The organism is Planococcus circulans (assembly GCF_020023385.1).
Taxonomy (GTDB): domain Bacteria; phylum Bacillota; class Bacilli; order Bacillales_A; family Planococcaceae; genus Planococcus.
This window is the reverse complement of the sequence record NZ_JAIQCL010000009.1, coordinates 118,537-137,607: the sequence shown is the minus strand read 5'-3', so window position 1 is coordinate 137,607 and position 19,071 is coordinate 118,537. Positions and strand designations below refer to the sequence as shown.

At 45.0% G+C, this 19,071-nt stretch carries 16 protein-coding genes and 1 other RNA gene; 3 read left to right on the top strand and 14 right to left on the bottom strand.

Features of this window, described 5'->3' with window-relative positions:
• Positions 1-96: 96 nt before the first annotated feature.
• Both K8U60_RS14955 and K8U60_RS14950 read right to left on the bottom strand, forming a co-directional pair.
• Entirely contained in the window at positions 97-1,272 is a 1,176-nt protein-coding gene (locus K8U60_RS14955) for an acetyl-CoA C-acetyltransferase (protein WP_223641851.1), read from the bottom strand.
• A 28-nt stretch (positions 1,273-1,300) separates the two neighbouring features.
• A complete protein-coding gene (locus K8U60_RS14950; RefSeq protein WP_223641849.1) occupies positions 1,301-3,685 on the bottom strand; it encodes a 3-hydroxyacyl-CoA dehydrogenase/enoyl-CoA hydratase family protein in 2,385 nt (794 codons plus the stop codon).
• A 210-nt stretch (positions 3,686-3,895) separates the two neighbouring features.
• On the opposite strand from K8U60_RS14950, the gene K8U60_RS14945 reads away from it, so the two are divergent.
• The 3 genes from K8U60_RS14945 (at position 3,896) to K8U60_RS14935 (ending at position 5,393) form a co-directional block, all read left to right on the top strand.
• Positions 3,896-4,216 carry a thioredoxin family protein gene (locus K8U60_RS14945; protein WP_223641847.1) on the top strand — a complete coding sequence of 107 codons (321 nt, stop codon included), beginning with the start codon at positions 3,896-3,898 and terminating at the stop codon, positions 4,214-4,216.
• 158 nt (positions 4,217-4,374) lie between these two features.
• Positions 4,375-4,824: an STAS domain-containing protein gene (locus K8U60_RS14940; RefSeq protein WP_223641845.1), complete on the top strand. Its 450-nt coding sequence runs from the start codon at positions 4,375-4,377 to the stop codon at positions 4,822-4,824.
• 53 nt (positions 4,825-4,877) lie between these two features.
• Positions 4,878-5,393 carry a C39 family peptidase gene (locus K8U60_RS14935; RefSeq protein WP_223641842.1) on the top strand — a complete coding sequence of 172 codons (516 nt, stop codon included), beginning with the start codon at positions 4,878-4,880 and terminating at the stop codon, positions 5,391-5,393.
• Here the strand turns inward: K8U60_RS14935 and K8U60_RS14930 are convergent.
• From K8U60_RS14930 to rnr, 12 genes are all read right to left on the bottom strand, one after another.
• Positions 5,371-6,270: a 5'-3' exonuclease gene (locus K8U60_RS14930; protein WP_223641840.1), complete on the bottom strand. Its 900-nt coding sequence runs from the start codon at positions 6,268-6,270 to the stop codon at positions 5,371-5,373. The genes K8U60_RS14935 and K8U60_RS14930 overlap by 23 nt on opposite strands.
• Before the next feature lie 80 nt (positions 6,271-6,350).
• Entirely contained in the window at positions 6,351-7,847 is a 1,497-nt protein-coding gene (locus K8U60_RS14925) for a glycine betaine uptake BCCT transporter (protein ID WP_223641838.1), read from the bottom strand.
• A 329-nt stretch (positions 7,848-8,176) separates the two neighbouring features.
• The gene (locus K8U60_RS14920) at positions 8,177-8,941 is read right to left on the bottom strand and encodes a SurA N-terminal domain-containing protein (protein WP_223641836.1); all 765 of its coding nucleotides are present in this window, start codon (positions 8,939-8,941) and stop codon (positions 8,177-8,179) included.
• A gap of 506 nt (positions 8,942-9,447) precedes the next feature.
• Positions 9,448-10,275 (bottom strand): nickel import ATP-binding protein NikE, encoded by an 828-nt coding sequence (gene nikE / locus K8U60_RS14915; RefSeq protein ID WP_223641834.1) that lies wholly within the window; start codon positions 10,273-10,275, stop codon positions 9,448-9,450.
• A gap of 47 nt (positions 10,276-10,322) precedes the next feature.
• Positions 10,323-11,150: an ABC transporter ATP-binding protein gene (locus K8U60_RS14910; RefSeq protein ID WP_411730374.1), complete on the bottom strand. Its 828-nt coding sequence runs from the start codon at positions 11,148-11,150 to the stop codon at positions 10,323-10,325.
• A 17-nt stretch (positions 11,151-11,167) separates the two neighbouring features.
• A complete protein-coding gene (gene nikC / locus K8U60_RS14905; protein WP_411730373.1) occupies positions 11,168-12,001 on the bottom strand; it encodes a nickel ABC transporter permease subunit NikC in 834 nt (277 codons plus the stop codon).
• Positions 11,998-12,942 (bottom strand): nickel ABC transporter permease subunit NikB, encoded by a 945-nt coding sequence (nikB, locus tag K8U60_RS14900; protein ID WP_223641827.1) that lies wholly within the window; start codon positions 12,940-12,942, stop codon positions 11,998-12,000. The genes nikC and nikB overlap by 4 nt, the downstream gene beginning before the upstream one ends.
• Before the next feature lie 19 nt (positions 12,943-12,961).
• Entirely contained in the window at positions 12,962-14,584 is a 1,623-nt protein-coding gene (nikA, locus tag K8U60_RS14895; protein ID WP_223641823.1) for a nickel ABC transporter substrate-binding protein, read from the bottom strand.
• 663 nt (positions 14,585-15,247) lie between these two features.
• Positions 15,248-15,397: a hypothetical protein gene (locus K8U60_RS14890; protein ID WP_223641821.1), complete on the bottom strand. Its 150-nt coding sequence runs from the start codon at positions 15,395-15,397 to the stop codon at positions 15,248-15,250.
• A gap of 385 nt (positions 15,398-15,782) precedes the next feature.
• Positions 15,783-16,136: a transfer-messenger RNA gene (gene ssrA / locus K8U60_RS14885) on the bottom strand.
• Positions 16,137-16,221: 85 nt separating this feature from the next.
• Positions 16,222-16,686: an SsrA-binding protein SmpB gene (smpB, locus tag K8U60_RS14880; RefSeq protein ID WP_223641819.1), complete on the bottom strand. Its 465-nt coding sequence runs from the start codon at positions 16,684-16,686 to the stop codon at positions 16,222-16,224.
• A 49-nt stretch (positions 16,687-16,735) separates the two neighbouring features.
• Complete coding sequence (rnr, locus tag K8U60_RS14875) at positions 16,736-19,060, bottom strand: ribonuclease R (protein ID WP_223641817.1); 2,325 nt, start codon at positions 19,058-19,060, stop codon at positions 16,736-16,738.
• Positions 19,061-19,071: the final 11 nt, after the last annotated feature.

The window sequence follows — 19,071 nt, the reverse complement described above, 5'->3', positions numbered from 1 at the left end:
TTATGAGCTTAAGGTGTTGTGGATATTCCGCAAACCAGTTCCGCCTGAAGCGATTTCTTCAGACCTACTCTACTCTTTAATTCCTAAAATCTATTTCTACAGCATTTCAAAGACGCCTGCTGCGCCCATTCCTCCACCGATACACATTGTGACGACGCCGAACTGTTTGCCTTGGCGTTTTAGTTCACTCATCATGCGGATTGTCAGGATGGAACCTGTCGCACCTAGCGGGTGGCCAAGTGCAATAGCTCCACCGTTGAAGTTGACTTTGTCGATGTCCAGGCCAAGCTCGCGGATAACGCCAAGCGACTGCGAAGCGAATGCTTCATTCAGTTCCCATACGTCGATATCCTCAATCGTCAATCCGGCTAATTTCAAGGCTTTTGGAATAGCGACGACAGGTCCGATGCCCATGATTTCCGGTGGTACACCGCCTGTTGCGAATGAACGGAACTTAGCGATCGGCTTCAGCCCGAGGGATTCCGCTTTTTCACGGTCCATGACCAGCAATGCGCCGGCGCCGTCAGAAGTTTGTGATGAGTTTCCGGCGGTAACGGTTCCGCGTGCTGAGAATGCGGAACGCAATTTGTTCAAGGTTTGGATGCTGGTTCCGTGACGAACGCCTTCATCCATTTCGAACATGGAAGATTTCTCCTGGTATTTATTGTTGTCGTCTACATATCGTTTAATCACTTCAACCGGAATAATCTCTTCATCAAAGTTTCCGGCTGCAATTGCTGCTGCTGCTTTTTCGTGTGAACGGACAGAAAATGCATCCTGGTCTTCACGGCTGATGCCGTATTGCGTAGCTACCTGTTCCGCGGTATGCCCCATGCTCATATAATACTGAGGGGCTGTTTCGGCCAATTTCGCATTTGGGCGGATGACGTTGCCCATCATCGGCACCATGCTCATCGATTCCACACCACCGGCGATGATCGCTTCTGCTGATCCGACCATAATGCGTTCTGCTGCATAGGCGATCGACTGAAGGCCTGATGAACAGAAGCGGTTGACGGTAACGGCTGATACCGTATCCGGCAATCCTGCAAGTGCTCCGATATTGCGGGCGATATTCATACCCTGCTCTGCTTCCGGCATGGCGCAGCCCATGATCAAATCATCTATCGGTCCGTCATATCCGCCAGCCCGCTGTAGCGCTTCCCTAACGACCAATGCGCCGAAATCATCCGGACGTACAGTCGCTAAAGAACCTTTTCCCGCTTTTCCGACCGGTGTCCGAGCACTGGCCACGATTACTGCTTCACGCATGTGTAGTTCCTCCTTTTATGATTAACGATTAATTACGTAATGGTTTTCCTTTGACCAGCATATGCTGCATGCGCTGCTGGGTTTTCGGTTCTGCCACGAGGCTTAAGAATGCCTGGCGTTCAAGGTCAAGCAGGTACTGCTCATCCACTTTCGTGCCATATGGAACTTTCCCGCCTGATAGGACAAACGCCAATTTTTTAGCGATTTTTAAATCATATTCAGTGATATAGCCGGAAATGAACATGCCTTCCGCACCCAATAACAAGGTTGCGTAGCCAGGCTCACCGGTAACGGGTACTTTTTCACGTAGAGGTGCCTGATAACCGGTTTCGTAAAGCGAAAGAGCCGCCTGTTTTGCATCGTAGATCAGATGGTCACTGTTGACGCTGATGCCGTCCACGAAATTCAGGAAGTTATTTTCACGGGCTTCTTCTGCCGATGTCGATACTTTTGCCATCGCAATCGATTCGAATACTTTGCTGGCGATATTCTGGTAATCCACTGTCACACCATTTGGCAGACCTTTCAATTGCTTCATATACAGCTCTTTGTTTCCGCCACCGCCAGGGATAAGCCCTACGCCTGCTTCCACTAAGCCCATATAGGTTTCCATCGAAGCCTGGATATGTGCTGCGGGCAACGCCACTTCCGCACCGCCGCCAAGCGACATGCCGAATGGAGCTGCTACTACTGGTTTATTGCTGTATTTGATTTTCATCATGGCATTTTGGAAAGTCTTGATCGTGAAATCAAGTTCGAAAATATTGTCGTCTTGTGCTTCCATCAGGATCATGCCGAGGTTAGCGCCGACACAGAAGTTCTTGCCCTGGTTGCCGATGACAAGCCCTTTGAAGTTCTTCTCCACTTCGTCGACTGCATAATTGATCATCTGCATGATATCCAAACCGATGGCATTCGAACGTGAATGGAATTCAAGCAAAGCAATGCCATCGCCCAAGTCGATCAGGCTTGCACCCGAATTCGATTTAATGACGCCATGCTTTTTCTTATAGCGTTTCAAGTCGATGACTTTTTCATTGACTGGAACCGGCTGATAATTCGTGCCGTCGAAGAAATGAAGATCGCCGTTTTCTTCTTTATAGAAGGTTTCGTTTCCACTGTCCAGCAAAGACTGCACAAATGCCGGAATCGAATGCCCTTCCTGCTTCATTTTCTCAACTGATTTTTGGACACCGATGGCATCCCAGACTTCAAACGGTCCTTGTTCCCAGCCAAAGCCCCACTTCATAGCATTGTCGATGGCAACGATGTCGTCTGCGATTTCCCCGTTCAGTTCAGCCGAATACCGCAATGTCGGAGCCAAGATGCTCCAAAGCAGTTCACCGGTACGGTCTTCTGCATAGACAAGCGTTTTCATCTTAGCTGCTAGGCCTTTTTGTTGCTTCGCCATTTCCTGTGAAGGCGTTTTCAATTTACCCGCTGTGCGGTATTCCAAAGTTTCTGGATCAAGTTCCAATATCTCTTTGTCTTTTTTCAGGAAGAATCCTTGCCCCGATTTAGCTCCAAGCCAGCCGTTCTCAACCATCTTGGCCATGAACTCAGGTGCTTCAAAGACCTTCTGTTCTTCGCCGGTAGTCTGGTCATAGACATTTTTGGCAACATGCATGAAGGTATCTAGTCCAACCACATCCAAAGTCCGGAATGTCGCCGATTTCGGACGGCCGATCAATGGTCCGGTAACAGAGTCCACTTCTCCGATCGAATAGCCGCGCGCCATCATTTCGCGCAACGTTACCAGCAAGCCGTAAGTACCGATCCGGTTTGCGATGAAGTTCGGCGTATCTTTAGCGATGACGACGCCTTTTCCTAAATTGTCTTCCCCGAATGTCGACACGAACTCCACTACTTCCGGAGCCGTTGTTTTTGCAGGAATCACTTCCAGCAATTTCAGGTAGCGTGGTGGGTTGAAAAAGTGAGTCCCCAGGAAATGCTTGCCGAAATCTTCTGAGCGCCCTTCCACCATCGCATTGATGCTGATGCCGGATGTATTTGAAGAAATGATGGTGCCGTCTTTTCTGACGCCATCGATCTTTTCGTATAAGGATTTTTTAACGTCAAGGTTTTCGACGATGACTTCAATGACCCAGTCGACATCTTTTAATTTTTCCAGATCGTCTTCCAGATTTCCCGGCGTGATCAATTGAAGGTTCTTTTTAGCAGTCAATGGAGCAGGTTTCTGTTTGAGCAGTTTCTGGATAGATCCGGTTGCAATTCGATTGCGCACCGCCTTGTCTCCAAGAGTCAGCCCTTTTGCCTGTTCTTCCTTCGATAATTCACGCGGAACAATATCAAGCAATAATACAGGGATTCCTATATTTGCAAGGTGCGCTGCAATTCCCGAACCCATTACACCTGAACCGAGTACAGCCGCTTTTCTAATTTGGTAAGCCACTAGCAAAACCCTCCTTGAATTTTTGAATGAATACTCATTCATTTTTTAATTAAAAAAATAGAACGTTCTCTATGTCTCTTAGTGTAAGTTATATTTTCTTTTTTCGCAATATTTAATCGTTAAAAACTCCCAAAAATTTTCAAGAACAAATTCTTTGCGATTTAATAAAAGCAAGGTAAACTGAGAGAGAACCTATAAGGAGGCAATGCAATGAAATCACTTACTACGAACGAACAATTTAACGAAGTTATAAAAGGCAATGACCCGGTAATCGTGAAATTCCAGGCAGGCTGGTGTCCGGACTGCACACGCATGGATATGTTCATCGATCCGATCATCGAGGAATTCAACCAGTACCAATGGTTTGATGTCAACCGCGATGAGCTTCCCGATCTTGCTGAAAAATACGATGTCATGGGCATTCCAAGCCTATTGATCTTTAAAGACGGCGAAAAGACGGCGCATCTCCACAGTGCCAACGCCAAATCCCCTGAATCAGTTACAGAATTTTTGAATGATCAAAAGAAGTAGGCTTACGCCTACTCTTTTTTTCGCTGTTATACAGAACGTATCCAGTTTTCAGCTGCTGATGCCAAACGCAATTCGCAGTGAACAAAGAGGCTGATCCCACACTATTTTACATTTACTAATTGATTGAAGCATCTTATAACTACTGCGGAGGTATTGGAATGGATTCACAACAGGAAATTAAAGAATTGAAAGAACAGCTGGTCTATTATGAAAAGCTGATTAAGAACATGTCGGCACCCATCATTCCATCGATTGTCCCTAAAACGATTTTAGTGCCGATCGCGGGTTTTATTTTTACAGACCGCTTTGATATGATCCGGACCAAAGTCTTAAAATATGCGGAAAAACATCGAGAAACAGAACGGGTCATTTTTGATTTCACTGGCGTCACAACGGATGATTTTGCTGAATTCGACTATGACGGGCTCGGCAGTGAATTGAGCCAGTTAAACTCCGCTCTCGGACTAATGGGTCTGCGCGCCATTTATGCAGGCTTTAATCCGTTGTTTGTGCGCGAGATTGTTCACGCCGGCATCCAAGTAGAGCTGGAAGTGTACACGACTTTCAGAGTTGCCTTGGCACAGTTGCTTACAGAAACTACAAAATAGCATTCAAGTAGTAGAATAAACTGGGTGAACAAAAAGACATGGAGGTGTTTGCCGTGAAGCAACTAATCGATTTTCAGGGCATGTCCCAACATGACGAAGCCATCTTTGAAAAATATCGTTCTTCTGCCTGTGGTCCTGTTACGGCTGCCGCTATCCTTCGGCATCACGAAGGATTGGAGCTTGGCGTCAATCAGCTTTACCGACTGCTTGGCTCAACTCCCATCGGACTGTTCACTTGGAAGCTGCTGAGAAATTTCCACAAAGTCGGCGGCCAAAGCTACGAAGTGAAGAAAGTGCGCAGCATCGAAGAAGTAAAAGAAGAATTACTGGCAGGCAGGCCGCTCGCCATGAAGTTCGACCGATACTTCACCTTCCATTGGTTTTCAAAACCGCTTTACAGTTACCACTGGGTGCCGTTGATCGGCTTTAAACAGGAAGCGGATGACCTGATCCTCTATATTCACGACAACGGACAAAAAAACCGCCCCAGCAAAATGCGGACGGTTTCTTATCTGGAAAATCGTAAAGTACTGAGCTTTGTAAAGATTATGCCCAAGGATCGGCAGTAACGCCGACATTCTTCTCGAGCTGTTTGGCAAGCAGCAGCAATTGCTGGTCGCGGCATAACTGAATATGGTCGTTGGTGTAAGCAGGAACAGTCAGTTCCTCCAACGGCATATCCAACTGGATGTCACATTTGATGACAGCCAGTTTTTTTGATAACAGGAGCATTTCCTTATGCTCGTCGATTTTCTTTTTCTGAGCCGGTTTCAATTCGTCGATGGCATCGAGTACCCCGTCCGTTGAACCGTAGTCTTTGATCAACTGGAGCGCAGTCTTCGGACCGATGCCTTTGACCCCTGGGTACCCGTCGCTCGGGTCGCCCATAAACGCTTTGACATCTGCAAACTGGTTAGGCTGTATGCCGTATTCTTCAATGAAACGCATTTCGGTATAGACATCGTAAACGTGGAAACCTTTTTTCATGAAGGCAATATTGACCGAAGGCGTCAGCAATTGCAGCATGTCCTTATCACCGGTAATGATGGTGAAGTCCACTTGGTCCTGCCATTGCTTGGTGAACGAGCCGATAAAGTCATCCGCTTCAATCCCCGGTTCGCCGTAGTTTTTCCAGCCAAGCTGCTCGGAGATCGATTGAGCCAAATCGAACTGGTGCACCATGTCTTCTGGCGGTGCCGGCCGGTTCGCCTTATATCCGTCAAACAGATCTGTCCGGAATGTCCGTGCTCCCATATCCCAGCATACGGCCATGTGCGTCGGCTTCATCAAGGTTTTAGCTGCCAGTACATGTCTGGCAAATCCCTGTACACCATTTGTAGCCAACCCCTCAGTTGTCCGGAAATATTGACCGACGGCTGATGTTGCGAAAAAAGAGCGGAACAGCAGCGCCATTCCATCCACTAATAATACATGCGGTTTCTCCATAGTTAAAAATCCTCCATCTTCTTGTTGCCTGACTTCCATTATAACGCTTATCCACGGAAAAAACCGCCGAAGCGGCGGTTTTAACGTTTGCGTTTTATAGCTTTGTATTCGAGATTGAGTGCTTTATAGAAGGATGCCATCATCAACAGCATGATGATCGAGAACGGGAATGCCGCAATGATCAGCACTGTCTGCAATGTGCCAAGCCCCCCAGTGGATAATAAGATTACAGCGATTGACGATTGGGCAATCCCCCAAGTCAGTTTCACTGTGTTCTGCGGATACAACGAACCACCCGTTGTCTGCATTCCAAGAACAAATGTCGCAGAATCGGCAGAAGTGACGAAGAACGTTGTAATCAGGAAAATCGCTATGACCGACAGCATGACGCCGAGCGGCAACTCATTGAACACTGCGAACAACGTTTCCTCTGTCAACAAGCCCGTCAGATCCACTCCGCTATTTTGCACATCGATTGCGGTCGTACCAAAAGCTGCGAACCAAAGGAAGCTGATGAAAGTCGGAATCATCAGGACGCCTAATAAGAATTGGCGGATCGTACGTCCTCTGGATACACGTGCAATGAAAATACCGACAAATGGTGACCAGGAAATCCACCAAGCCCAATAGAAAATCGTCCAGCCATCGATCCATGCCCGGTTTTCACCGTCTACAGGACCTGCGCGGAAACTCATCTCAACCAGGTTCTGGAAGTATGTACCGATTGTATCGGTAAACATATTCATGATCAGCAGCGTCGGGCCAAGAATAATGACTGCCAACAGCAATGCGACAGCGAGGACCATATTGGTGTTGGAAAGATACTTGATGCCTTTACTCAATCCAGTCCATGCAGAAAACATGAACAGTACGGTGACTATGGCGATGATGACCAATTGAACACCAAAGCTGTCTCCAGGTATTCCATCAAACAGGAAGGCGAGGCCTCCATTAATCTGAATAGCGCCAAAACCAAGTGTGGTGGCGACACCGACTACTGTTGCGAAAACAGCGATAACATCTACCAGCATGCCCCATGGGCCTTTCATCTTGTCTCCGAACAAAGGTTTTAAGGTCGCGGAAATCAATCCGGGTTCCCCTTTTCGGAACTGGGCATAAGCAAGCGCCAAGGCCACTACAGCGTAGATAGCCCACGCGTGAATCCCCCAGTGGAAAAAGCTGAAACGCATGGATTCGCGCATCGCTTCAGCACTTCCAGGTTCAGCGGTTGCAGGGTCGATCGCAAAATGCGACAGCGGCTCTGCAGCTCCCCAGAACACGAGGCCGATTCCCATTCCTGCTGAAAACAGCATGGCAATCCATGTCCCGAACGAGAACTCGGGTTTATCGGTATCTTTGCCTAATTTGATTTGTCCCATCGGACTGACAAGGAAAAACAAACAGAATAGAACCATGACGGAAACAACCAATAAATAATACCACCCGAACGAAGTGGTCAGGAACGATTCTATATTCCCTGTAACTTCTGCAAAATTATCGGGTGCAAATGCGCCATAGCCAATGGCCAATAATACAAGTGCAAGAGCTATCCAAAAAACATTGGTTACTTTTTTCATATAGTACCTCCTTTTTCTTTGTATCCCGCTTTAACGGCCAGTATCTCTTCACTTTTCCAAGTGAAAGTCCACTGACCGTCCAAGCCTGAATTGGTCAACTCAAAAGCAGCCGCGGCTGAAAACCCCGCTGCTTGAAGTTTCTCTTTATCACAAGTGTAAAGGATACGGAAGATTCTCCGTCCTGTCAAACCCTCTGTTTCTTTTGCAGATGGATAAGGCACCTTCATAATGTAACTGAAAATTCCACATATATTCAATACCCGTAGCTATAGAACGTAAGCTTTTTAAAACAAATAAAAACCAGATCCGTTGGGGATCTGGCTTCTTAATTACAGATTAATCGTAACATCTGCTTCTTCACGGAGTTGCGCTACTAAAGCTTGTGTAGCTTCCCCTTCTTTTTGCATCTTCACCTGTTCAGCAAGCTGAGGCTTCACTTCTTCGAAAGCTGGAAGTTCTTCGCCACCCGACTCTTCTTGCTGGGCTTGTGCTTGATCGTAAAAGGTTTGGAGTTCTTCATCCGTCGGTTCGACTTCCCCAGTTTCTTTTGCAATCAATTGTTCTATTTTCACTTGGGCTTCAACCTGCTTCATGACTTCTTCTTTAGAGATTCCCTGCTCTTCGAGTGCAGCCAGAAATTCTTCAGAAGATTCGAGTCCATTTTGTTGAGCCAGTGCCTCTAGCGCTGCATTGGTTTCTTCTTCTGATGCCGTCAACTTCTGCTTTTCAGTTTCCTGAACCAGAAGTTCCTGCGCCACTAAACTTTCAGCAACCTGCTCTTTCAACTGAGCCTGGTCAACTTCCTGACCGCTCATTTGGGCTTGCATAGCCATTTGCTGGAATTGCCCAGTATAAGCGGATTCAAAATCCTCTTTCACGATTTCTTCACCATTCACTTCCGCCACTACCTCAGGCACGCCTTCTAAATCAGGTTCAGGCATTTCGGGTTGTTCAGTACTGCCTTCTTCTGTAGCTGCTGCTTCCTCCTGTGGTGCCGATTCTTCGTTCGTCTCTTCTGCTGTTTCACCACCACACGCAGCGAGTGCTGCCATGGATCCTCCCATTACGATAGTCAAGAACCATTTTTTAATCATATGTTTACCCCTCTCAAACTTAATGTCCGTTAGTGTAGCACGTTCAGCCCGGCGGGAAAAACAAAAACCATTTCTGCAGACGCTCAAAAGATCTAGGAAAAGGGAGAATGTGGCGGTTTGTTCACCATTCAACGTTAATTCGGAGTAAGATAAAGCGGATTTTATTCTTTCAACGCTGAAAGCGGCTATGTCAAAAGACTTCAATTGGCTCTTCCGGGAAACACCAATAAGATTTTTGGGATACCCAGTTCAACCTATTTTCACCATCGTCATAAATGATTCAGAATCAATGTTGAACTGCTCGCTTGAAGCAAAACCCAGCTTTTTATACAGATGAATCGCTCGTTTATTGAACGTGGCTACGGTTAACCGAATCGGCAGCTCTTGATGAGTTTCTTCTATTGAATTGGTCGATGCCATGAATAGTCAAGGTCTATGGATAGCCATAAGCTTCCTGGACTTTTTCGATTAATTGATCATGCTGCATGAATCCGATACGTGTTCCGTCATACTTGCACAAAATGTTTTCCGTTAGCAATGGTGCGATTTCGAGGATGTTCAGGCAGTATAGAAGCTACTAGATTCTTCACAGCCGGTTGCGGAGAAGTAAATATCTCATCTTTATCATAATAAGTTTCAACTATTCTCCCTTTTTCCAAAACTGTCAGGGTGTCTGAAATCGAATACGCTGCCCGAATGTCATGTGTGATAAAGAGATAAGACAAGCCATACTGATCCTTTAACTCATCCAATAATTTCAATATATTTGTCTGGTTCACCATATCAAGACTGCTCACTGATTCATCCAGAACAATCATTTTCGGCTTTAAGGCTATGGCTCTTGCGATGCTGATCCGCTGCAACTGTCCGCCACTAAATTGACCTGGAAACTTCTTCATGTCCTCTGCACGTAATCCAACCTGTTCCAATAACTGGCCAATCGTTCTTTTTTGTTCGGAAGCAGATAGCCTTTCGTAGTTTTCCAATGGTTCCCCGATAATCTTTTCCGCGGTCAAACGAGGATTCACCGAGGAGTAACTGTCTTGAAAAACTACTTGAAGATTTCTCCGAACCTGCCTGCGCATTTGGGAATTCATCGTGTAGAGGTCTTCTCCCTGAAACAGGACCTGGCCTTTTTTGGGTTTTTCTAGTCCCAGAATCACTTTTCCCAATGTGCTTTTTCCAGCTCCGCTTGTACCAATAAGCCCCATGCATGTTCCCTGCTCTATAGAAAAGGAAACGTCGGAAAGAACTTCCGCTTCAGTTTGGGGGCGCCAAAAAGAACGCAGTGAGCCATATGCATGTGTGACCTTCTTCACTTCCAATAGACTCATCCGTGCGTCCTCCTTCACTTTTCAACTCTATTACCTATCAGTCATTTTTATATAACCAGTTTCCTCAATGGTTCATTCACTGGTAATACAGGTCTTGCCTGCAATAGTTTTTTTGTGTATTCATGCATTGGATGATCGAACAATTGGAATACATCCGCTTTTTCTATTATCCGGCCATTTCGCATGACAGCCACGTCGTCTGCCAGCTCCGAAATGACGCCTAAATCATGTGATATCAGCAAAATCGTTGTTCCGCATTCTGTTCGAAGTCGATCCAGCTCTCTTAGAACTTGCAGCTGATTCGTCACATCAAGAGCAGTTGTCGGCTCATCAGCGATAACAACCGAGGGGCGTAAACACATCGATATTGCGATCATGACACGTTGGAGCATCCCGCCGCTGAGCTGAAAAGGATACATTTTCATAATTTTAGACGGCTCTTTCAAGTTCATGGATTCTAAAGAAGAGACAGCCAACTCAATGGCTTGTTTTTTTGTTAATGCTGTATGGGTTCGGATGGTTTCAACAAATTGGTTGCCGATCGTGTATACAGGTGTAAAGGCATTCATTGGATTTTGCATAATGAACCCAATTTCTTTGCCTAGGACTCTTCGCATTTCCTTTTGCTTTAAGCCATTCAGCTCCTGTCCATGCAATTGAATGCTTCCTTCTACAGTCATCGATTTCGGATTCAGCAATTGAAGAAGCGCCATGCATGTGACTGTTTTTCCGCTGCCACTCTCACCTACCAACCCAAGAACCTTACCCGGAGTCAAATCCAGTTCCAGATTTTGAACCAGCGGAAGCGCTCCATGTGGTGTGTTGACCGCAATACTCAGATCTTTTACCTGCAAAGCAATTTGCTGTTTTTCCATCTTCTCCATCCCCCTTTTTAATAACGTCTTTTTACGCCAAGCCGTTCCGAGAGAGATTCTCCCAACACGTTGAATGAAATGACCACAAACAAGATCATTAATCCTGGATAAATCATTAATTCAGGCTGGCTCCGGATAAAAGCTTTGCCTTCCTGTATCATTGCGCCCCACTCCGGCGTAGGTGGCTGTATGCCAAGCCCAAGGAACGATAGAGCAGAAATGTCCATAATCGCCCAGCCCATCTCCAGTGTCCCCATGACCATAATAGGGGGAAGGACATTCGGCAGTAGATGCCTCCTGATAATTTTCCCTGTTGAAGAACCGCTGATCCGAGCCGCCGCAATAAAGTTCTGCTCTTTCATACTGACAACCATGCCGCGGATCATTCGTGCATAATATACCCACTGGACCATCATGAGTGCGATAACCACCTGCCACAGTCCAGGACCTAACAAACCAACGATGCCAAGGACAAGTACCAGATTTGGAAACGCCATGACACCGTCACAGAACCGCATCAACAACAGGTCAATCCACCCCCCTTTGAATCCGGCAAGCATTCCGACAATCAACCCAAAACCTAAAGATGCAGCAAAAATCAAAGAGGCAAACCCTAAGGAAACACGCGCTCCGTATAAAAGACGCGATAAATTGCAACGCCCTAAATGATCAGTGCCGAGCGGATATTCCCAGGAAGGGGAAGATAGCTTAATGGCCAAATTCACTTGGATGGGATCATGAGGAGCGATCCATGGCGCCAAAATACTGACCAGAAAAAAAACAATCAATATGACTGCACTTAGGATAAGCGCCCATTTGCTTTTGCTGGCCATTTGTACGCTAGAAATCAAGATTGAGCCATTCCCTTCCGTGAAATACGTGGATCTATGTACAATTGCACAAGATCGACAATCAGATTGCAAATGATAAACAGGCACGCCGCCAGAACAACATAGCTTTGAATAACTGGAATATCCCGGTTAAATATCGCTTCTATAAAAAAACGTCCAAATCCCGGCCAGGAAAAAACTTGTTCGACAATAATAGTACCCGTGAGAAGTTTCCCTAAATTCATACCCAATCCTGTCAGCATTGGAGAAATAGCAATTCTCAACACATGCTTCACCATAATCGTCTTTTCTTTAATGCCTCGTGTACGGCCATAGACTACATATACATTTTCCAATTCATCCAACACACTTGCGCGAAGCAAACGAGTGTAAATCGCAATTAATGCTAAGGACAACGTAATGCTTGGCAGTACGAAATGCTGCCATGTTCCCCTTCCTTCCACCGGAAACATGTCCAGTTTGACAGAAAAGAGAAAAATCAGTACATAGCCTAGCCAAAATTGTGGAATGGAAGCACCTAAATAAGAAAGAAGCCTGCTCAAGTGATCGATCAGGCTGTTTTTATAAACTGCTGCTAAGAACCCTAAAGGAACACTGATGACAAGAGAAAGAATGATGCTGCTGACAGCAAGTTGAATGGTTGCGGGCATTCTAGTGGCAATTTCTTGCCAAACAGATGTATTTGTCACATACGAGTTGCCAAAATCCAATTGAACAACGTCCTTAACAGTTTGAACATATTGGACAAGCAATGGCTGATCTAAACCGAACTCATGTCTTTTCTCAGCTAGAATCTCATCAGTTGGATGTATATTAGCAGCAGCTAGATACGCTTCAGCCGGATCAACCGGGGAGAAGCGTATCAGTACAAACATCAGAAAAATAGCAAAGAGAATAATAGGAATAACAGCAAGGAGCCGTTTTATAAGATAGATAAACATGACTGGTCCTCTCCGTTGATTACTGGCTTACTTTCATTTCATTGAAAGGGTGTTCATCGCGATTAGCTGGAAACACAAATTCTTCAATGCCATTCTGATAAACAACTGTCTTTTTCATATACGAAACCGGTACGATAACTGATTGTTCCTGTAATGTTTTTAAAATTGTTCCATAAAGCTTCTGGCGTTCTGCATCATTAGTGGAAGCAAGAGCCTTATCGACCTGCTTGTCCAACTCGTCTTTCATCGGCAGGTTCGAGTGAGCTTCTGAAACGCCCCAGCCTTCTTCTGCAACAACGTTGATGAAGGAATGTGGATCATATGGAGCGCCATAGTTATACCAGAAATCAACGTCAAAATCTCCTGCTTTACGACGTTCGATTTGGACCGTCAACTCTACTCCTATAATGTCCAGCTTCACACCAATTGCTGACCATTCAGCTTGAAGAGTTTCAGCCATCGCTTTTTGGATAGGATCCGTTTTATCGTACATCAATTCCAATTCAAGAGATTGGCCACCCTTTTCTCGCACTGCTTTTCCAGAAGGAAGTTTCCATCCTGCTTCGTCAAGGTAGGAAGCAGCTTTTTCCACATCGTACTCGATCGCCTCGACTTCAACATCAGTATAAGGAAAATTGGTGGATAAAATCTTATCCGCTTCCTCTTCTATTCCAAGTGTGATGCCGTCCACCATCGCTTCTTTGTTGAAACCATGCTGCAAAGCCAAGCGTACTTTTAAATCAGCGAGCTTGTCATTTGTAGTGTTCAACAGCAAACTTCTTGTTCCAACCGGCTCTGATAAGTCCGTTTTGTATTCCCCTGACTCTTTTAAGTGGTTAAAGGAATCCATGCTGATAGCACCTTCCCCATAGATCAAGTCCAATTCGCCTTTTTCAAAAGCCAAAACACGCGTTTCAGCATCCGGAATAATTTTGATAGTTACTTTTTCAACTTCCGGGCTTTCACCCCAATAATCCGGGTTCCGGGTAAATGTAGCATATTCGTCTTTTTTATAGTCTTCCAAAACCCAGGGTCCTGTTCCCACCGGCTCTGTAATTCCTTTTGACGTATCGCCATCTTCAGGGAATCCCGACTCCCCAAGGAATCTCACCGGACGAACAACTGCCAAATCCTGAAGTGCAGGATAATAAGGTTCTGATAACACCATTTTAAATGTCTGCTCGTCGATGACTTCTGTTTTCTCAAGTACGTTGATGACGCCGAGCCAACTATGGGAATTCTTATTTTCCATGATGGTATCGAAGTTCTTTTTCACTATTGAAGCATTAAATGAAGACCCGTCTGTAAACTTAACATTTTCACGAAGTTTAAATGTATATTCAAGACCATCTTCGGAAATTGTCCAGGATTCTGCCAGATGGGGTTTAAGCTTTCCACCTTCTTCATAACTGACTAGGGGTTCATAAATCATCGACTGGGTTAGTAATTGCGAAGGATTATAAACATGGGGATTCATGGACCCGATGTCCCGCGGCCAAGACATCACAATAGAAGTCGGCGCCCCTTCTGCACCTTCACTAGACTGGGAAGCAGCATCGTTATTGGAACAACCTGCTATAACAACGAAAATAGATGTGATGAATGCTATAAGTAGACCCTTTTTACTCTTAAACTTCTTCATGTTTTGTAATTCCTCTCTCGTTCAAATGAATGATAATGATTCTCAATATCAATATTGTAACTATAATGATATTGAGCTTTCTTGTCAATACAATTTGGGCTATAGAATAAGGTGTTTCTTGTAAATTTATGTGGCTAGGCTCAGAATGACAACACGTGTACTTTAATATACGTGCTTCCATATCACTTATGAAGAAATTGTTTCAAGAGCTATCAAAATAATATACATTGTATAACATTTTACATTCATTAATTTCTATTTTGTAAGCCATATGCTAAAGCTTTCACCGCATCGGAAATCAATAACTTGTGGAACAACAAAAAAACGCCAAAACCTCTAAAGGATTTGACGTACTTTATCTCACTATGGAGACGGCGAGAGTCGAATGCGCGTCCAGAAACTCCGCTACTTGAGCGGCTACGCGTGTAGCTTACTTAATAGAAGTTTCTGCTTCAATTAATAAGACTTACAGCCACAAAGGTTTTAGGCGTTTTCTTACTTATTTATTTGACTGTTTTACTTACTAGTGAGTATGAAGTACTAATGACCTTAGTTTATAGACCTTCTGATAATTAGTATATGTCGATTAATTCCAAAATTAAAAAAGTGTTTCAAATAAGAAAAACATAGGGAAATTTTAAACTCCCTATGTTTTCATTCCTATTAGTTATCTGTTTGTTTTTCCTTCTTTTTCAAATACTCAGCACGTATTTTTTCAAGTTGCTGCTTTTTATCAAATTTGGCAGGCTTGTGTTTTTCATGATACTTTGTCACAGCTACCTGTCCTTTGCTATCCAATCCGAATTTCCCCACTTTTTCCACCTACTTTTCTTGTCTCTACAGAGAATCTATTACGAATATAATATACCTTAATTTAATGAAGTGAACCTTATTAGATTTTTGCTAAGATTGCAAATATCGTTAAAAACTTAGTAATACTATTCATCGCCAATCACCATTTCTTTAACCCCTCAAAAAACTCTTCTTTCTGGCTTAACTTTATCCGCTGACTAAAAGATGATTAATACTATTCATTTTAAGATACAACTTTTAATACTAGTGGAATCTCTTCAGTTGATTGCAGCGGAGGAAGCGAAGGAAGCCATGCCCGCGGAAATCAACGGTTCCGTACACAACACAAAAAACGCCAAAACCTTATCAAAGGTTTTGGCGTTTTTGAAATACGGTATTAATCTCACTATGGAGACGGCGGGAGTCGAACCCGCGTCCAGAAACTCCGCTACTTGAGCGTCTACGCGTGTAGCTTATTCATTGGGGTTTCATGCACCATTCTGCCAATAAGCAGGCGTCCTGGGCACTAATCTGTGAATCTCTCCCGGTTGCCTCAGATGGCAGCAAACGTTGTATCCCACTAAAGTTGAGCTTTACCCAGCCACATGGGCGATGGATAGATAAAGCAGATCCGAGCTTACGCTGCGAATGCTAGGTTTTGGTTTGTTTTGCCAGTTGTTATAAATACGTTGATGACGGAGCCGACCCTCCGACGCGCGACCCAAGCCCAGATCATCCCTGTCGAATCCGTAACGTCCCCTTATTAAAAAGAGACACGGAAGATGAATAAACAGCTTCATGTGCTATATCCCTATTATAAGACAACATTGGTCAGACTTCAAGTTCTAGCGGTTGTATTCTTTTATTGCACGGTCGATTTGGCGTTTCGCGTCTTTTTTCTTCAAATCTTCCCGTTTGTCGTAGTTCTTCTTCCCTTTACCGACACCGAGCAGAATTTTGGCGAAGCCGTCCTTCAAATACATCTTCAGCGGAATGATGGCAGAACCCTGCACTTTTGAATGGGCCTCTAAATCCGTAATCTGCTTTTTATGCAGCAGAAGCTTGCGTGACCGTGTAGGGTCGTGATTAAACTGATTGCCCTGATCATAAGGGCTGATGTGCATATTTGAAATCCAGGCTTCCCCGTTTCGGATCCGTACAAACGATTCCTTCAACTGGACTTTGCCGTTTCGTGCCGATTTGATTTCTGTGCCCTGCAAGACAATCCCTGCCTCGATCGTTTCTTCTATGAAATAATCGAAACCGGCTTTCTTGTTTTGGGCGATTACTTTGCCTTCTCCTTTGGCCATGTGGTTTCACCTCAGCTAGATTCAAAAAAGCGGCCCTGGAGCCGCTTTTTTATTTTTTCTTGTTGCGTCCTTTTTTGGCTGCGTCTTCGTAGAACTTTTTCTTTTTGTTTTTCGGTTTGCGGGTTGGTCCGCCGCCTTCAGGCTTTTTGCCGTCGCGTCTTGGTTTTCCACCGTCATCTTTTTTCGTGGCGCGAATCACTTTCGGCTGCTCTCTTCTCGACTGGCGTGTGTTTTGCACCATACCGACAATTTCGAAATCAATCGATGATTCTTCTGGTTTTACGCCGATGACTTTGATTTCAATTTCGTCACCGATTCGGAATTGGCGTTTATTGCGCTCGCCGATCATCATCATGCTGCGATCGTCAAAACGGTAATAATCATCCGTCATATTGGAAACGTGGACCAGGCCTTCAATCGTATTCTCCAGTTCGATAAACAAACCGAAATTCGTTACAGAAGAAATGATTCCGGTAAACTGTTCGCCGATTTTATCAGCCATGAACTGTGATTTCTTCAAAGCATCCGTATCACGTTCAGCTTCTACTGCACGGCGCTCACGTTCAGATGTATGTGTAGCGATATCATCCATGTTGGCATCCCAGTAAGCGATTGTTTTTTGTGATAAATCCTTCTCAATCAAGTACGTGCGGATTAGGCGATGCACGACCAAATCGGGATAACGACGAATCGGTGATGTGAAATGTGTATAGAATTCGGTCGATAAGCCAAAATGTCCCAAGCTTTCAGACGAGTATTTCGCCTGCTGCATCGAACGAAGCATCATCGTGGAAATAACCGGCTCTTCCGGAGTTCCTGCAATGGATTCAACAATTTCCTGCAAAGCTTTCGGATGAATCTGTGTGCCTGAGCCTTTTACCACGATCCCGAAATTCGTTACGAATTCGAAAAAGCGCTGCAGTTTTTCAGGCTTTGGATCTTCGTGGATCCGATAAATAGCAGGAACTTCCATGCGATGGAAATGTTCAGCTACTGTTTCATTGGCAGCCAGCATGAATTCTTCAATCAGACGCTCAGCTACTGTGCGTTCGCGGACAACTACATCCACTGGATAGCCGTTTTCATCCACCAATACTTTGGATTCCTTGAAATCGAAATCGATGGCACCGCGGCGCATCCGCTTCGTGCGCAGAACTTCAGCCAGCTCTTTCATCAATTCGAACATCGGGACCAATTCACTGTATTGTTCTTTCAGCTCCTGGTTGTCCTGCTCTAAAATTTCATAAACGTCTGTATAGGTCATGCGTGCTGACGTATTGATGACGCTCTGGAATATATCATGGGAAACTACTTCACCCTGGTCATTGAAAATCATTTCGCAGGACAAAGTCAGGCGGTCCACCTGTGGATTCAATGAACAAATGCCATTTGACAAGCGATGTGGAATCATCGGAATGACGCGGTCGGTCAAGTAGATGCTTGTCGCGCGGTCATAGGCTTCGCGGTCAATCGCAGAGCCTTCCGTTACATAATGGCTGACATCAGCGATATGTACGCCTAATTTATAGGTGCCATCTTCATACTTCACGACCTGGACGGCATCATCCAAATCTTTAGCATCAGCTCCATCAATCGTTACGATCTGTTCGCTTCGCAAATCGCGGCGATCCGTTAAATCAGCCGGGTCGATTTCATCCGGCACATTATTTGCCTGTTCCAAAACATCCGGCGGGAATTCCGTTTCGATTCCGTATTTATGGATAATGGAAAGTATATCAACACCCGGGTCATTCTTATGGCCAAGAATCTGTGTGACCATCCCTGTTGCAGACTTTCTGCCTTCTGGCCATCCGGTAATTTCCACAACCACTTTATGGCCGTCTACCGCGCCTAATGTATCATCCTTGGCGATAAAGATGTCCATATTCATTTTCTTATCGTCTGTGACGACAAAACCGAAGCCTTTGTTTTCCTGGAAAGTTCCGACGGCTTTTGTCGTACCGCGTTCAATAATCCGGATAATGGCGCCTTCACGGCGGTCTCCTGAAGATCCTTCAGAAACACGGATCAGTACTTTATCGCCGTTTACTGCACCGTTCGTTTCAGTCGGCGGAATAAAGACATCATCCAAACCGGCTTCTTCAGGTGCCACGAAACCGAATCCTTTAGGATGTCCAATAAATTTTCCGCGCATCAGATTCATGCGCTCCGGTACACCGTAGCGGTTGGATCTGGAGCGGACCAGTGTCCCCGTTTCTTCCAGGCGCACTAAAGTTTTCACCAGTTCCTTGAATTCATCGGCATCTTCAAAACCGAATTGTTCTTCTATTTCCTGTACAGTCAGCGGCTTATAAGCTTCTTCACGCATGAAAACCAATAAGCGCTGTTCCAATGAACGATCGGTGTTTCCCAAATCTAACTCCT

Bases quoted from the DNA above. Each gene is read 5' to 3' on its own strand.
- K8U60_RS14955 (WP_223641851.1), bottom strand. From the start codon at position 1,272: ATGCGTGAAGCAGTAATCGTGGCCAGTGCTCGGACACCGGTCGGAAAA.
- K8U60_RS14945 (WP_223641847.1), top strand. From the start codon at position 3,896: ATGAAATCACTTACTACGAACGAACAATTTAACGAAGTTATAAAAGGC.
- K8U60_RS14940 (WP_223641845.1), top strand. From the start codon at position 4,375: ATGGATTCACAACAGGAAATTAAAGAATTGAAAGAACAGCTGGTCTAT.
- K8U60_RS14930 (WP_223641840.1), bottom strand. From the start codon at position 6,270: ATGGAGAAACCGCATGTATTATTAGTGGATGGAATGGCGCTGCTGTTC.
- K8U60_RS14925 (WP_223641838.1), bottom strand. From the start codon at position 7,847: ATGAAAAAAGTAACCAATGTTTTTTGGATAGCTCTTGCACTTGTATTA.
- K8U60_RS14920 (WP_223641836.1), bottom strand. From the start codon at position 8,941: ATGATTAAAAAATGGTTCTTGACTATCGTAATGGGAGGATCCATGGCA.
- nikE (WP_223641834.1), bottom strand. From the start codon at position 10,275: ATGAGTCTATTGGAAGTGAAGAAGGTCACACATGCATATGGCTCACTG.
- K8U60_RS14910 (WP_411730374.1), bottom strand. From the start codon at position 11,150: ATGGAAAAACAGCAAATTGCTTTGCAGGTAAAAGATCTGAGTATTGCG.
- nikB (WP_223641827.1), bottom strand. From the start codon at position 12,942: ATGTTTATCTATCTTATAAAACGGCTCCTTGCTGTTATTCCTATTATT.
- nikA (WP_223641823.1), bottom strand. From the start codon at position 14,584: ATGAAGAAGTTTAAGAGTAAAAAGGGTCTACTTATAGCATTCATCACA.
- smpB (WP_223641819.1), bottom strand. From the start codon at position 16,686: ATGGCCAAAGGAGAAGGCAAAGTAATCGCCCAAAACAAGAAAGCCGGT.